Origin of the sequence: Streptomyces sp. NPDC059080, assembly GCF_042739975.1 — a bacterium.
Taxonomy (GTDB): domain Bacteria; phylum Actinomycetota; class Actinomycetes; order Streptomycetales; family Streptomycetaceae; genus Streptomyces; species Streptomyces benahoarensis.
The window spans coordinates 151,715-166,376 of the sequence record NZ_JBHYGX010000005.1 but is presented as its reverse complement, the minus strand read 5'-3'; the positions used below and the strand labels follow the sequence as shown (position 1 = coordinate 166,376).

Below are 14,662 nucleotides of genomic sequence, written 5' to 3'. Positions count from 1 at the left end.
CCACCCCCGCCCGTACCCCGTACACCCCCGACCGAGGAAAACACCACTCATGGTCAACAGATCCGTACCGCGCGGCCGTCGCCGGTTCACCGCCGCGCTGCTCGCCACCGTCCTGGGCACCGCCTCGCTCGCCGCGTGCAGCGGCGGCGCCACCGACGAGGGGGCGAAGGACACCGCGGGCGGTGCCTTCCCCCGTACCGTCAAGACCGCGATGGGGGACGTGACGATCCCGTCGAAGCCGAAGCGGGTCGTGGTGCTGGACACCGGTGAGCTGGACGACGTGACGATGCTCGGCGTCGACCCGGTCGGCGCGGTCTCGCCGCACATGAAGACCGAGGGCGGCTTCCCCACGTACCTCAAGGACGAGATCGGCGGCGTCACCGACGTCGGGCCGCTGCTGGAGCCCAACCTGGAGAAGATCGCGAGCCTGCGGCCCGATCTGATCCTGTCGTCGAAGGTCCGCCACGAGAAGGTCTACGACAAGCTGAAGGCGCTCGCGCCGACCGTCTTCACCGAGACGACCGGCGGCCCCTGGAAGGCCAACCTCACGGTCCACGCCCGCGCGCTGGGCCTGGAGAAGAAGGCCGACGCGGCGATGGCGCGCTACCAGGAGCGCGCCCACCACCTGGGCGAGGCCATCCGGAAGAAGAACCACGGCACCATGCCGACCGCCTCCGTGGTCCGCTTCATCGCCGGGCCGACCCGCCTCTACCAGCGGTCGTCGTTCAGCGGTGTGGTCCTCGACGACATCGGGCTGAAGCGGCCCACGTCGCAGCGCTCCACCGACCCGGCGAAGACGATGGCCGATGTCGGCCCGGAGGAGATCGACCGGGCCGACGCCGACCTGGTGTTCGTCACCGTCGCGGACGCCCCGGAGAAGACCCAGCGCAAGGACGTCACCTCCAACCCGGTCTGGAAGAGCCTGCCCGCCGTGCAGCACCACAAGGTCTTCGAGGTCCCGGACGAGACCTGGATGTCCGGTATCGGCATCCAGGCGGCCGCGCACATGCTCGCCGACGTGGCGAAGGCCGCGGGCGTGCCGCTGCCCCCCGAGTGACCCACCGGGGCGGGCGGTCCACGTCCCCGGACCGCCCGCCCCGTACGCCCTCCCCCTGCACCGCCCCCGACCCCGAAGGGGTTCCCGCTCATGCGGATGTACCTGCTCGCCCGCAACCCCACCGACTCGGTCACCGACGGCTTCGTCCCCGCCGCCGCCGGACTCGGCCTGGACCTCACCGTCCTGACCGACCAGCCGGACGACCACCGGGCCGCCTGCCCGGACACCGAGGTCCTGGCGTGCGATGTCACCGATGTCGCCGCCGTCATCGGCCGGATCGCCACCCACCACCCGGCCGACGCCGTCTTCACCAACAGCGACCACCTCCAGACGCAGACCGCGCTGGCCGCGGCCTATTTCGGGCTGCCCGGCAAGGACTGGCGCGCCACGCTGCGCACCAAGAACAAGGCCGAGCTGCGCCGCCACCTCGCGGCGTGCGGCGCCGACACCGTCCGTGCCGCCGAACTCCCCGCCGGGCAGGACCCGTCCGCCCTCGCCGGCGCCGCGCTCCCCTACCCCTGCGTCGTCAAACCGCGCGAGGGCGTGGCCAGCGAGGACGTGGTGCTGGCCCGGGACGCGGCCGAGCTGGTGGCGCACGCCACCGCGATCCGCGCCCGCCGCCCGGACGCCGCGCTGCTCGCCGAGGAGTACCTGCCCGGCGACCTGCACACGCTGGAGACGCTGGGCGACGGCCACCGCCGCCACGTCCTGGGCGGCTTCCGCACCACCGTCTCCGCGCCGCCGACGTTCATCGAGGAGCGGCACGACTTCACCGCCGCCCACCCGGAGCCGGTCACCGCGCAGGTGCTGGCCCAGCTCGACGCGCTGGGCGTCGGGTTCGGCGCCTGCCACACCGAGTTCGTGGTGCACGAGGGCCGGGCCCGGCTCATCGAGGTGAACTACCGCGCCATCGGCGACCAGTGCGACCAGACGCTCGCCGAGGTCCTGGACATCCCGCTGTTCACCCACATCCTCCGCACCCACCTCGGCGAACCGCTCCCCGCCGGCCTCGGCGCCCGTAGCGGTGGCGCCGCCCGCGTCGCGTACGCCCTCGCCGACCGCGCCGGGACCCTGACCGCCGCGCCCGCCGCCACCGACCGCACCGCCGACGGCGTCCGCCTGGCCTACCGCCCGCTGCGCGCCGTCGGCACCACACGGCCGCACCACCGCACCAACCGCGACTACCTCGGCGTGGTCCGGGCCACCGGCGACGACCGGGCGGCCGTGGAGCGGGCCGTGGACGCCTTCCTCGCCGACGGACGCTGGGAGATCACCGCGTGACCGCCACACCCGCCACCGAGACCGTCCCCGGCTCCACCGACGCCGACGACGAAGGCGCGCTGCTGTTGCGGGTGCTGAGCGCGCTGCTGCGCGAGGACGTCGCCGGGCTGCGCACCCGCACCACGCCGCTGCGGCGGCCCGACGGCCGGTGGCTGCGGCTGCCCGCCGACGGGGCGGCCGGGGCGCTGCTGCTGCCGGTGACCCACGACGGCTACCAGAGCGCGGACGCCGCCCGGCTGCCGCTGCTGGTCCGGGAGGCCGACGGCGCCCGGCTGGACACCCTCGGCGCGGTGCTCGGCGCGCTGCGCGCCCACGCCGACCCGGCCGACCACGACGGCCACGACGCCTTCGCCGAGGAGTGCCGCCAGACCCTTGCCACGATGCGGCTGCACACCCGCACCCGGCGGGAGGCCGAGGCGGCGCTCACCGCGCGGTACGGCGCCGGTCCGGCGCACTGGACCGGTCCGGCCGCGAGCCCCGCGTACGACGCCCTCGCCGCCCGCCTGGACCACCCCGTCTACCCCACCTCCCGCGGCCGCTCCGGCCTGACCGACGGCCAACTGCGTGCCTACGCACCGGAGTTCCATCCGCGCTTCGCGCTGCGCTGGCTGGCGCTGCCCCGGGAGGAGGTGACCGTCGCCGGTGGCGCGGGCGCGCTGCCCGGGCTGCTGCCGACGCCCGCCGCCGTGGGCCTGGACGGCCTGGACGCCACCCATGTGGCGCTGCCCGTCCACCCGTTGAGCCTGGGCGCCCCGCTGGAGGCGGCGCTGCGCGAACGGGGCCTGGCCGGCCGGGCGGCGCTCGCGGACCGGCCGCTGCTGGACGTCGTCCCGACGCTGTCGATGCGGACGGTGGCGGTGACCGCCGATCCGCTGCTCCACCTGAAGCTGCCGCTGGCCACCGCCACCCTCGGGCTGCGCAACCGGCGCACCATCAAGCCCCGCACCCTCGTCGACGGCGCCGCCGGACAGCACCTCCTCGACCAGGTCATCGCCCGCGAACCCCGCTTCGCCGGGCGCGTGCTCCAGGCCGACGAGACGGTGTACGCGCACGCCGGGCACGAGATGCTGGCGGTGCTCTGCCGCCGCTACCCGGCCGGTCTCGACGACAGCTGCGTGGTGCCGCTGGCCGCGCTGCTCGCCCCGGCACCCGGCGGCGGACTCGTCCTCGACCACCTCGCCGACCGCTTCCACGACGGCGACCCGCTCGCCCTGCTCGACGCGCTGCTCGCCCTTCTCCTGGACTGGCAGGCCACGCTCTTCGGGTACGGCGTCGCGCTGGAGTCGCATCAGCAGAACGTCTCGGTGGTGCTGGACCGGCCCGGCGGCGGGCCGACCCGGCTGCGGCTGCTGTTCAAGGACAACGACGCGCCGCGGCTGCACCTCGCCCGGATGCGGGAGCGGCTGGGCGACGACGCGCCCGGCGCCGCGGACTTCGACGACCCGCGGATCTTCACCGACGACGACTCCGCGCTCGCCGCCGTCTTCGCCACCATCACCGTCCATCTCTGCGCCGCGTCCGCCGCGTTCGGGCTCGCCCGCGCCGGTCGCGCCCCGCTCCCGCGCCTGCTGGGCCTGGTACGCGACCGGCTGGCCGAGGCCGCCGACCGGCAGGGCACCGCGCCCGGCACGCCCGGGGCGGTCCTGCGGCAGCGGGTGCTGGACGCCCCGGCGCTGCCGGTGAAGGCGATGGTCAGCGCCGGGACGCTGCTCTCCAAGGAACGCTCGGGCGCCGCCGACATCAACAAGCACTACACCGACGGTCCCAACTACCTGCTGTCCGGCGGTGGTGCGCCGTGACGCTGTCCGCACCGGCGACCGGCGCCCCGGCACCCGCGCCCGCCCGGCCGGCCCGCCGTCAGATCCACGCCGTGGCCGGGTGCTACTTCGTGGCGTCCTTCGCGGCGCTGGGCCTGCCGCCGTACCTCACCTCGATCCTGCCGGAGCTGGGCGAGGGCGCCGCCCGCTGGGCCGGGCTGCTCTACGTCGTGCCCACCGTCTTCGGCGCGCTGGGCGCCCCCCTGTGGGGCCGCCTCGCCGACCGGTACGGCCGTAAACGGCTGCTGCTGCGGGCGCAGTTGGGGCTGGCCGCGTCGTTCCTCCTCGCCGGGTTCGCCGACTCGCTGGAGCTGTTCGCCGCGGCGCTGGTCCTCCAGGGCGTGCTGGGCGGCACCTTCGCCGCGTCCAACGGCTATCTCGGCGCGACGCTGGAGGGCGCGGAGCTGTCCCGGGCGCTGACGCTGATGCAGGGCAGCGCCCGCGCCGCGCTGGTGTGCGCGCCCATCGTCGTCGGCGCGCTGACGCCGTGGCTGTCACCGCACCGGCAGTACGCCCTGCTGGCCGTGCTGCCGCTGGCCGCCGCCGGAATGCTGGCGGCACTGCCGGAGCCGCCGCGCTGCACCGCACCGGCCGGGACCGCCGGTGCGGCCGGTGCGACGGCCGCGGCGGACACCCTCGGTGCCGCGGGGACCGCCACCGGGCCGGACGGCCCGGCCGCCACCGCCACGCAGCCCGCCTCCCCCGCCGTCTCCGCCTCCCCCGTCTCCTCCCCGGCCGCCCTGCGGTCCCTGTACGCCCTGGAGTTCGTCTTCGTCTTCTCGACGGTGATCTCCTTCCCGTATCTGCTCTCGCTCGTCGAGGAGCGGCTGCCGGGCACCGGACCGGTGACCTCCGGTGTGCTGTTCGCGCTGCCGCACATGTGCTACCTGGTCGGCGCGATGGCGGCGCACCGCTTCTGCCACCGCCGCCCCCGCCACGGCCTGGTACTCGGGTTCGCCTGCATAGCCGCCGGTTCCGCCGGGCACGGCGCCGCCACCTCGCTCGCGGAGTTCGCCGCCGTGCGGCTGGTGCTGGGCGCCGGGCTCACGCTGGGCCTGGTCGCCCTGTCGGTGCTGGCCGCCGGCTGCGCCGCGGGCCGGGCTCCCGGCGGGCTCTTCGGCTCCATCGAATTCTTCTCCAAGGCCGGCGCGGTCGCCGCCGGTCTGGCCGCCGCGGCCGGCAACGCCTGGTTCGGGCCGTCCGCGCCGCTGCTCATCGGCACCGCGCTCGCCCTGGCCACGGTGTTCGTCTGCGCCCTCCCCGTCCTCCGCCGTCCCCGCCTCCGCAGGAGCCTGTGATGCCCTCGCTCACCAACCCCGCCGGTCCCCCGACCGCGCCCGCCGCCACCCCCGGCGCCCTGCCCACCGCGGACCACGCCGCGGCCCACACCCTCCTCAACTGCCTGCTGCGCGAGGTCTCCGGGCCCGAGCACCAGACCGCCGTCGACCGCGGCCATCTGCTGCTCCGGCTGCCGCGCCGCGGGGTGCTGCTGCGGATCGCGCTGCGCCGCACCTCGCTGCTGGGCGCGCACCGCTTCACCGGCCCGGTCACCGTCGAGGACGGCGACGGCTGGACCGAGATCGGCCCACGGCGCCTCGCCGAGTACGTCCACACCGAGCTGGCGCTGCGCACCGGTGTCCACAACGACGAGTTCCTCGACCAGTTCGCCTCCGGCCGCCGGGCGCTGGCCGCCGCCCTCGCGGCCCGGCCGCTGCCGCAGCCGCCCGTCCCCGCCGGGGCCCCGGAGTGGACCGGCGCCTACCTCGCCTCCGAGCAGGCCCTCCTCTTCGGCCACCGCTTCCACCCGACCCCCAAGGCCCGCACCGGCGACCCGGCGGCCTGGCGGACGTACGCGCCGGAGACCGGCGGCCGCTTCGGGCTGCTGCACCTCGCCGTCCGGGACGAGCTCATCGCGCAGGAGACCGCCGACGACGGCGCCGCCGCCCCGCTGGACGCGCTCGCCGACGTCCCCGACGGCTACCGCCTGCTGCCCGCCCACCCCTGGCAGTACGCCCTGCTGCGCGACAACCCGGTGCTGCGCGCCGCCGTCGACCGTGGCGACCTCCGCGTCCTGGGCACCGGCACCACCCCGTTCACCGCGACCGCGTCGGTGCGCACCCTGCACGCCCCCGACACGTTCCTGAAGTTCAGCCTGAACGTGCGGATCACCAACTGCCTGCGGAAGAACGCCGCGTACGAGCTGTCCGGCGCGGTCGCCCTCACCCGGCTGCTGGCGCCCGCCCTCGACGACCTGGCGGCCCGCTTCCCCGGCAGCGCCGTCCTGCGCGAGCCGGCCTACCGCAGCGTGGCGCTGCCCGGCCCGGACGGCGCGCCGGACACCGCGCTGTTCGAGGGGTTCGGGGTGATCGTCCGCGAAGGGCTGTCGCGGCGGCTGCTGCCGGGCACCACCCCGCTGCTGGCCGGTGCCGTCGCCGACGAGTACCCGACGAGCCCGGCCCATATCTCCCGCCTGCCCGCCGGGCGCGGCCCCGACGAGGCGCTGGCGTGGTGGGGCGCCTACCTCGACCTGCTGATCCCGCCGGTCCTCGCCGCCTACTTCGACCACGGGCTCGTCCTCGAACCGCATCTGCAGAACGTGCTGATCTGCGTGGACGGCGACGGCATGCCCGCGCAGGTCCTCTTCCGCGACCTGGAGGGCACCAAGCTCGTCCCCGAACACCACACCGCCACCCTCGCCGCGCTCCCGCCGGACGTCGCCGGGCCGCTGACGTACGACGCGCAGCGCGGCTGGGACCGCGTCGTGTACTGCCTGCTCGTCAACCACGTCGCCGAGCTCCTCGCCGCCCTCGCCGATCTGCACCCCGGCACCGAGGCGGCGCTGTGGGCGCGGGTCCGCGCCACGCTGGCGTCGCACGCCGAGCGGCACGGCTGCCCGCCGCGGCTGGCCGCGCTGCTGGCCGGGGTGCCGCTGCCCGCCAAGGCCAATCTGCTCACCCGCTGGGAGCGCAAGGCCGACCGGGACGCCGGATACGTCCGGCTGCCCTCCCCACTCGCCGAGTCCGTCCTCACCGGCGCCGGCACCACCCCCCGGAGCACCCCGTGACCGACCCCACCCCCGCCGTCCGCGCCCGCATCGCCGCGCTGGCGCCGGACGCACTGCCCGCATACGTCTACGACCTGACGGCGCTGGCCGCCCACGCCGCCCAGGTGCGGGCCGCGCTGCCGCGCCGCGTCGAGCTGTACTACGCGGCGAAGGCCAACCCGGAACCGCGGCTCCTGGCGGCGCTGCGCCCGTACGTCGACGGCTACGAGGTGTCGTCCGGCGGTGAACTCGCCCATGTGCACGGGGCGGTGCCGGGCGCGCCGCTGGCGTTCGGCGGCCCTGGCAAGACGCCCGCGGAGATCGTCCGGGCGCTGGAGCTGGGCGTGGCGCGGTTCCATGTGGAGAGCGGCCACGAGCTGCGGATGCTCGGCGCGCTCGCCGCCCGGCACGCCCCGGAGCGGCGGATCGCGGTGCTGCTGCGGTTCAACCTGCCGGTGGCCGACGGCGCCCTGGACGGGGTGTCGCTGGCGATGGGCGGCCGCCCCACCCCGTTCGGCGCGGACCCCGCCGAGGCCGACGCCCTGGTCCGGGCGCTGACCGACGGCGGGCTGCCGCAGCTGGAACTGCGTGGCGTCCACGCCCACCTGGCGAGCGGCCTGCGGGCGCCCGAACAGCTGGCGGTGGCCACCTCGATCGTGACGTGGTCGACGGCGCTCGCCGCGCGGCACGGCGTCCCGCTCGCCGAGGTCGTCGTCGGCGGCGGCATGGCCGTCGACTACGCCGTGCCCGGGGAGCGCTTCGACTGGGCCGCGTACGGCGCCGGTCTGGAACACCTGGCCGCCGCCCACCCCGAGCTGACGCTGCGTATCGAGCCGGGCCGGGCGCTGACCGCGTACTGCGGCTGGTACGCGACGGAGGTGCTGGACGTGAAGGCCAGCCACGGCGAGGAGTTCGCGGTGGTGCGCGGCGGCACCCACCATCTGCGCACCCCCGCGACGAAGGGCCACGACCAGCCCTGCACCGTGCTGCCGTCCGACGCGCCGTGGCCGCACCCGTGGCCGCGCCCCGCCGCCCGGGGCGAACGGACCACCCTCACCGGCCAGTTGTGCACTCCGAAGGACCTGCTGGCCCGCGGCGTGGCGGCGCCGGGGCTGCGCGCCGGCGACCGGGTGGCGTTCGGCCTGGCGGGGGCGTACGCCTGGAACATCTCGCACCACGACTTCCTGATGCATCCGCGCCCCGGCTTCCACTTCGTCGGCGCCGCCGGGGAGGCGTGAGGTGCTGCGGCCCAACGAGGTCAAGCGGAAACTCGCGGCGGGCGAGGAGGTCCACGGGCTGTTCGGCGTGATCCCCGATCCCGCGGTGACGGAGATGATCGGGCACGCCGGATACGACTTCGTCATCCTGGACACCGAGCACACGCTCGTCGGCCCGGAACGGCTGGAGCATCTGATCCGGGCGGCCGAGACCTGCGGCCTCACGCCGTTCGTCCGGGTGCCCGAGGGCGATCCGGGCGCCGTGCTGCGGGCGCTCGACGCGGGCGCCATGGGCATCGTGGTGCCGCACGTACGCGGCCGGGCGGACATCGACGCGACGGTACGCGCCGCCCGTTACGCGCCCGAGGGGATGCGCTCCCTGAACGGCGGCCGCGGCCCCGGCTACGGCACCCTCCCGCTGCCCGAGTACCTCGCGGCGGCCAACGACGCGGTCATGGTGATCGCGCTGATCGAGGACGCCAAGGGGGTCGACGCCCTCGACGCCGTCCTCACCGGCGGCGGCGTCGACCTCGTCCTCCCCGGCCCGGGCGACCTCTCCCAGTCGTACGGCGTGCCCTGGCAGGTACGCCATCCCCGGGTCCGGGAGGCGGTACGCACCGTACGCGCGGCGTGCGCCCGGCACGGCGTGCCGTTCTGCGCGATGGCCACCACCGAGGAACGCCGCCACGACTGGCGCTCCGACGGCGTCACCGCCTTCGTCCTGGGGGAGGACCGCGACATCATCTCCCGGGCGTTGCGGGGGCATCGGGGGTGGCGCCGGGATAGCGACGGCCCCGGTGTCGCGCTGTCCCTTTCGCGATGCTCCGGAATCCAGCGTGACACCCACCACTGACAGCCGCCCCCGGCGCCACGCCGCCCGGGGAGCGCCGCCCGCCGCGGCCACGGCGCCCGAAAGGCGCGGCCCGCACCACGTGCCCTCGCTCGTCCGGGTGGTCCTGGCGTCGGTGCCGCCCCGCCCGGGCCCGGCCCCACCGGGCGGAGCGAGGGCGCGTCCTGAGCCCGTACGCGACGGGCCGCACACGGGCCGCGTTTCCGGTACGGCGACGCCCCGGCGTGGCGCCTCGTCAGCCGCCCGGCGGGCCCCGGTCCGCCCTCTCCCCTCCTGACGGAGGGCCGACCGGGAACCCGCACGGCGGTCTCCGCCCGTCGCCGACAGCACGGCGACGGGCGGGCGGGCGTCCGTTTCGGCACCACGGCGCGACGGCCCGCCCGCACGGATCTGCGGCAGGCCGCGGTGTCCGCGGAATCCGGTTCCCCCCGGAACGCCCCTCCTGCACCCGCCCCCCGGCGGGCATCACTGCGGGCGTCCGTCCCCACGGGCGCCCGTCCCCCTACGGGCTCCGCCCCCCGGCGGCAGCCCCTTCCCCCTCGATGACGGCACCGCCCGGCACCGGCACCGGACAGCGGCGCCCCCCGACGCCGCTGCCCCGTCGGGGCCGAAGCCCCTCAGGTTCGTGCCGCGGACGCGCCCGGCGCCCGCGGTGGTGTCACCGGCGGCGTCGCTGCGCCGCCAGCGCCGGAGCCGGCATCCGCCGCGGCCGGGCCGCGGCGATCACCGACACCACATCCTTGAACGAGCTGCACATCCGGGTACCGGCGACGGCCGCCAACTCCCCGAACGTCCCGGCGCCGTAGGTGACGGCGACCGCCTCCATCCGCGCGGTCACCGCCATCCGCATGTCGCCGACGGTGTCCCCGACGTACGCGCTCTCCCAGGCGGCGACGCCGAGCCGCCCGGCAGCCCGCAGCACCATCTCCGGGTGCGGCTTGCCGCGGCGGACCATGTCCTGGCCGATGACCGGGCCGACCAGGTCGCGGATGCCCATGACGTCCAGCAGCGCCTCGGCGCCCCGGGTGGACTTGGACGTCGCGACGGCCAGCTCCACGCCGTGGGCGCGCAGCGCGGAGAGCCCTGCGGTTACACCCGGGAACAGCAACTGCGGTCCCAGGCACATGACATCGACGGCGAACTGCTCGCGGTAGCGGTTGATCGCGGCGAGCACCTGGGCGTCGTCCTCGGGCTTGCCCAGCAACCGCCCGAACGCCTGGCCCGGAGGCTTGCCGACGGCGGCCGCGGCCTGCCGCGGGGTCACCGTACGGCCCTGCTCCGCCGCCACCTTGACGAGGAGTTTGGCGATCGCCGGGCGCGTATTGGCGAGGGTGCCGTCCAGATCGAAGACAGCAGCCTTGATCGTCTCGCTTCCGGCGCCCCGTACGCCTCGCACAGGACGTTCGCCGACTACCGCTGATACGCGCATGGCTGGAGACCTTTCCGGATTCCGATGAGTGCACTGGCTGGGGAGCGTGGCCGTCCGGCTGGTCCCGGTGGCCCGCGGTCGACGACGGGCGACGGCTGGGGAGGGTTCTCCGTGACGCACCGCTGTCCCGACGCGGTGCGCTACCGCCATGACGGTCATCACGGAAGAGGAGGATCCCGTTTACCGCCTTCGCAGATTTAAAAACCGTCTGCGCTGTTTGTCAATGCACTCCCGTCCCAGATGCGAATCTCCCGCTCAATCCTGGGCCTCACACGGGAATCGTGGGCTGTTCAACCACTTTTCGACGGTCGGACGAGCGATCGGTATGCGACGCCGCGCGCCCATACCGGCCATTCCGGAATCCCATACAGAACCGCATGGTTGGTTTTCTCAGTAGACTGTCCTGCCAGCTCGCAGCCGTACTAGAGACGGGACGGACACCGTGCCCACGCAGCATCGCGCCATCCAGAGCCGCCAGGCGCTCATCCGCTCGGCCGCCGAGACCTTCCTGGAGAAAGGGGTGCCCGCGGCCGGGATGGTCGAGATCAGCCGGCGGGCCCGGCTGAGCAAGGGCGCGCTCTACTTCCACTTCACGTCCAAGGACGATCTGACCCTCGCGGTGCGCGACACGGCGCTGGACACCCTCCAGCGGATCGAGGAGGGGCTGATCCGCTCACCCCAGCCGATCGGCGCCGCCGTACAGGACTTCGCCGCGGAGCTGTTCGCGCGGGTGGAGGGCGATCCGGTGCTGCGCGCGGGGCTGCGCCTGCGCCCCGAGACCGCGCCGGGCCTGGAGATCACCTCCCTGGAGCGGCGCTGGTACGCACTCTTCCTCGACAAGGCCATGACCGGCGGGGCCGGTGGCGCTTCGCGATCAGAAACCGAACCGCGCCGCACCGCACAGCTGTTGACGTCGGTGGTGGTGGGCCTGCTGCACCTCGGCTACGAGGACCCCGCCTGGTGGGCGGAGGCGGCGCTGGCCGACGTCTGGACGCTGCTCCCGGCCGCCCCCGCCGCCGTCCCGGCCCCCGCCGGAAGCTGAACCGCGCGGCACCACACGCGCCAACCGGCCGGACGCCTCGGCGGCCACCGCACCGACGGCCGCGCCTCCCATCGCCTCACCGGGACGGAACGACGCCGCCGACAGCCGGACGCCGGCCGTCCGGGTCCGCAGCGCCGCGGTGACGGCCATCACCCGCGTACGGCACGGGACTTGCCCAGGCCCCGGGTGGGCACCGACGCCTCGGCGAGGGTGACATGCTCCTCGCCGGACGGGCCGGCGAGGTGTGCGGCGCACCGGATCTCGCGGTGAACCGCGGGGCGTGGCGGCGGTATCTCCACGGGGCGACGGTCGCACTCCGTGACGGTGTGACGGTCCCTGATGCACGGACCGTACCGCTTGGGTGGTTCCTTATGATGCGGAACGAGACCCCGGCCACGTGCGACGGGCGCACTCGGGCACAACAACTCCACGAGAGCATACGGAGGGCGATCGGTGGTCAAGCAGGAACGCGCAGTGCGCACACGGCGGGCGGTCCTTGAGGCGGCGGCGCAGGTGATGGGTGTGCGCGGGTACGAGGCCGCAACGATGGCGGAGATCATCCAGCGGGCCGGTGTCACCAAGGGCGCGCTGTACTTCCACTTCCCCTCCAAGCACGCGCTGGCCCGTGCGGTGATCAAGGAGCAGACCGAGCCGTTCGAGCAGAAGGTCACCGCCTCCCGGCTCCAGGACGCGATCGACTTCACGCATCAGGTGGCGGTGGCGCTGCGGGACGACCCGCTGCTCCAGGCCGGTACCCGTATCGCGCTGGAGACGACGTTCAGCGAGGAGCCGCTGGTGCCGTACCACGCGTGGATCGACATCATCACGAAGATGTTCTCCGACGCCCAGGAGAACGGCGAGCTGCTGCCCGGCGTCTCGCCCGATGTGGCGGCGGAGTTCTTCACCTCGTCGTACTTCGGCGTGCAGCTGTTCTCGATGGCGGCGAGCAACCGCAGAGATCTGCCGGATCGGGTCACCGTGCTGTGGAAGCACACGCTGCCGGGGCTCGCGACGGCGGGCGCGCTGAGCCACCTGGAGCCGCGCGGCACCGAGGCGCGGACCGCGGTCTGAGCCCGGCGCCACGGGCCCGGCGGACCGGCCCGTGACACACAGGGCGGACCCGGCCCCTCCGGGGTCAGCTCAGGGGCGCGGGCTCCGAGCGGTGCGCCTCCTCGGAGGACTGCGCGCCCTCGTCCGGCGTCGGCTCCGGGGCGGTCCGCAGGCGGGAGTGGCGGCGGCCGTAGAGCGCGTAGACGACCGCGCCGACGACGAGGAATCCGGCGAACTCCAGCCAGGTCGCGCGGCCCGTCCCGTAGATCAGGTAGAGGCTGAACGCGATGCCCAGGAGCGGGCTGACCGGGAAGAGCGGGACCCGGAAGCGGCGGGCGAGACCGGGGCGGGTGCGGCGCAGCACCATGACGCTGATGTTCACCACCGCCATGATCGCCAGGGTGCCGATGGTCGTCAGGTTCATCACCACGTCCAGCGGGACGACGGCTGCGGGGACGGCGAAGACGACCGCGACGATCCAGGTGTTGGCGACGGGCGTGGCGGTCCGGGGCGAGATCCGGGCGAAGACCCTCGGGATCAAGCCATCACGCGACATCGACATCAGGATGCGGGTCTGGCCGTACATGACCGCCAGAACGACGGAGGCGATGGCGACGACCGCGCCGAAGGCGATCACCCCGCCGCCGACGGCGGAGTGCGTGACGTGGTTGACGATCAGCGAGAGCGCCGCGGGCTTGTCGGCGACGTCCCCGGCGGAGAGCGCACCGATGGCGCTGAGGGCGACCAGGCAGTAGAGCACGGTGACGACACCGATGCAGATCATGATCGCGAGCGGGATGTTCCGGCGCGGGTTCTTGACCTCCTCACCGGCGGTGGTGATCGCGTCGAAGCCGATGTACGAGAAGAACGCGACGGAGGCGCCCGAGGTGATCCCGGCGACGCCCTCGGGCGCGAACGGCGTGAGGTTGCCGTCGCGGAAGGCGGAGAGGGCGATGGCGCAGAACAGCAGCAGCACCGCGATCTTCAGGACGGCCATCGCGGCGGTGGCGCGGGCGCTCTCGCGGATGCCCCGCACCAGGAGCGTCGCGGCGAGCAGCAGCACGACGACCGCCGGGACGTTGACGATGCCGCCGTCGCCGGGCGGGCTGGCCAGCGCGGCGGGCAGCTGCCAGCCGGTGAGGCTGCCGAGGAGTTCGTTGAGGTACTGGCCCCAGCCGACCGCGACCGCCGACACCGAGACGCCGTACTCCAGCAGCAGACACCAGCCGACGAGGAACGCGGTCCGCTCGCCGAGGGTGGCGTACGCGTAGGAGTACGAGCTGCCGGACACCGGGATCGCGCCGCCGAGCTCGGCGAAGGAGAAGGCGGTGAAGATGCAGGTCAGCGCGGCGAGAACGAAGGAGATGAGGACGGCGGGACCGGCGTGGGCAACGGTGTCGGAGAGGCCGACGAAGATGCCGGTGCCGACGATGGCGCCGATGCCGAAGCAGACGACCTGGAAGAGCCCCATGCTGCGGGTGAGGCCGTTGCCGTCGAGGTCCGTGCCCGATTCGGCGAGGAGTGCGTCGGGGGATTTGATGCGCAGCCCGGGGCGGGCGGCGAGCGGTGCGCGCCGCGCCTGGGGCGGACGGCGGGCTGCGGACGGACGCATGGGGTGGTTCTCATCTCTGGTGGTGCGGGGTGCGCTACCGGTACGGGTGACGTCCGGCGTGCGGAAACGGGGTGTGGGCCGGTGGGCCCGGACCCCGTGAGCGGTCGATGGTAACCGCTATGACTGCATGATCGCCCATTTGTACGTATGGGTATGCGGTGCGGGGGGGGGGGGGGCCCCCCCCCCCCGCGGGGGGGGGGGCCCGCGCCGGGGGGGTGCGGGCGGCGCCACATATGTTGTGTTAGGGGTGGAACCCCCCCCGAC

At 74.7% G+C, this 14,662-nt stretch carries 12 protein-coding genes; 9 read left to right on the top strand and 3 right to left on the bottom strand.

What is annotated here, in order from left to right:
- Positions 1-49 precede the first annotated feature (49 nt).
- The 7 genes from ACFWWQ_RS05780 to ACFWWQ_RS05750 all read left to right on the top strand — a co-directional run bounded on the left by ACFWWQ_RS05780 (position 50) and on the right by ACFWWQ_RS05750 (position 9,268).
- The gene (locus tag ACFWWQ_RS05780; RefSeq protein WP_384590666.1) at positions 50-1,057 is read left to right on the top strand and encodes an ABC transporter substrate-binding protein; all 1,008 of its coding nucleotides are present in this window, start codon (positions 50-52) and stop codon (positions 1,055-1,057) included.
- 90 nt (positions 1,058-1,147) lie between these two features.
- Positions 1,148-2,338: an ATP-grasp domain-containing protein gene (locus tag ACFWWQ_RS05775; RefSeq protein ID WP_384590663.1), complete on the top strand. Its 1,191-nt coding sequence runs from the start codon at positions 1,148-1,150 to the stop codon at positions 2,336-2,338.
- Positions 2,335-4,137, top strand: coding sequence for an IucA/IucC family protein (locus ACFWWQ_RS05770; RefSeq protein ID WP_384590660.1), 1,803 nt, complete (start codon positions 2,335-2,337; stop codon positions 4,135-4,137). Before ACFWWQ_RS05775 ends, ACFWWQ_RS05770 begins: the two co-directional genes overlap by 4 nt.
- Before the next feature lie 2 nt (positions 4,138-4,139).
- On the top strand, positions 4,140-5,453 hold the full coding sequence (locus ACFWWQ_RS05765) for an MFS transporter (protein WP_384590969.1): 1,314 nt from the start codon (positions 4,140-4,142) through the stop codon (positions 5,451-5,453).
- Positions 5,453-7,219 (top strand): IucA/IucC family protein, encoded by a 1,767-nt coding sequence (locus tag ACFWWQ_RS05760; protein WP_384590657.1) that lies wholly within the window; start codon positions 5,453-5,455, stop codon positions 7,217-7,219. Before ACFWWQ_RS05765 ends, ACFWWQ_RS05760 begins: the two co-directional genes overlap by 1 nt.
- Entirely contained in the window at positions 7,216-8,436 is a 1,221-nt protein-coding gene (locus ACFWWQ_RS05755) for a type III PLP-dependent enzyme (protein WP_384590654.1), read from the top strand. Before ACFWWQ_RS05760 ends, ACFWWQ_RS05755 begins: the two co-directional genes overlap by 4 nt.
- Position 8,437: 1 nt before the next feature.
- Positions 8,438-9,268, top strand: a complete 831-nt coding sequence (locus ACFWWQ_RS05750; protein ID WP_384590651.1) for an HpcH/HpaI aldolase/citrate lyase family protein — start codon at positions 8,438-8,440, stop codon at positions 9,266-9,268.
- Positions 9,269-9,923: 655 nt separating this feature from the next.
- Here the strand turns inward: ACFWWQ_RS05750 and ACFWWQ_RS05745 are convergent.
- The gene (locus tag ACFWWQ_RS05745; RefSeq protein ID WP_384590648.1) at positions 9,924-10,694 is read right to left on the bottom strand and encodes an HAD family hydrolase; all 771 of its coding nucleotides are present in this window, start codon (positions 10,692-10,694) and stop codon (positions 9,924-9,926) included.
- 442 nt (positions 10,695-11,136) lie between these two features.
- Between ACFWWQ_RS05745 and ACFWWQ_RS05740 the strand changes: the two genes are divergently transcribed.
- Complete coding sequence (locus ACFWWQ_RS05740; RefSeq protein WP_384590645.1) at positions 11,137-11,736, top strand: TetR family transcriptional regulator; 600 nt, start codon at positions 11,137-11,139, stop codon at positions 11,734-11,736.
- 149 nt (positions 11,737-11,885) lie between these two features.
- On the opposite strand, the gene ACFWWQ_RS05735 is transcribed toward ACFWWQ_RS05740, so the two are convergent.
- Positions 11,886-12,035: a hypothetical protein gene (locus ACFWWQ_RS05735; RefSeq protein ID WP_384590642.1), complete on the bottom strand. Its 150-nt coding sequence runs from the start codon at positions 12,033-12,035 to the stop codon at positions 11,886-11,888.
- Positions 12,036-12,210: 175 nt separating this feature from the next.
- On the opposite strand from ACFWWQ_RS05735, the gene ACFWWQ_RS05730 reads away from it, so the two are divergent.
- Positions 12,211-12,807 carry a ScbR family autoregulator-binding transcription factor gene (locus ACFWWQ_RS05730; protein ID WP_384590639.1) on the top strand — a complete coding sequence of 199 codons (597 nt, stop codon included), beginning with the start codon at positions 12,211-12,213 and terminating at the stop codon, positions 12,805-12,807.
- A gap of 64 nt (positions 12,808-12,871) precedes the next feature.
- On the opposite strand, the gene ACFWWQ_RS05725 is transcribed toward ACFWWQ_RS05730, so the two are convergent.
- Positions 12,872-14,398, bottom strand: coding sequence for an amino acid permease (locus ACFWWQ_RS05725; RefSeq protein ID WP_384590636.1), 1,527 nt, complete (start codon positions 14,396-14,398; stop codon positions 12,872-12,874).
- Positions 14,399-14,662 lie beyond the last annotated feature (264 nt).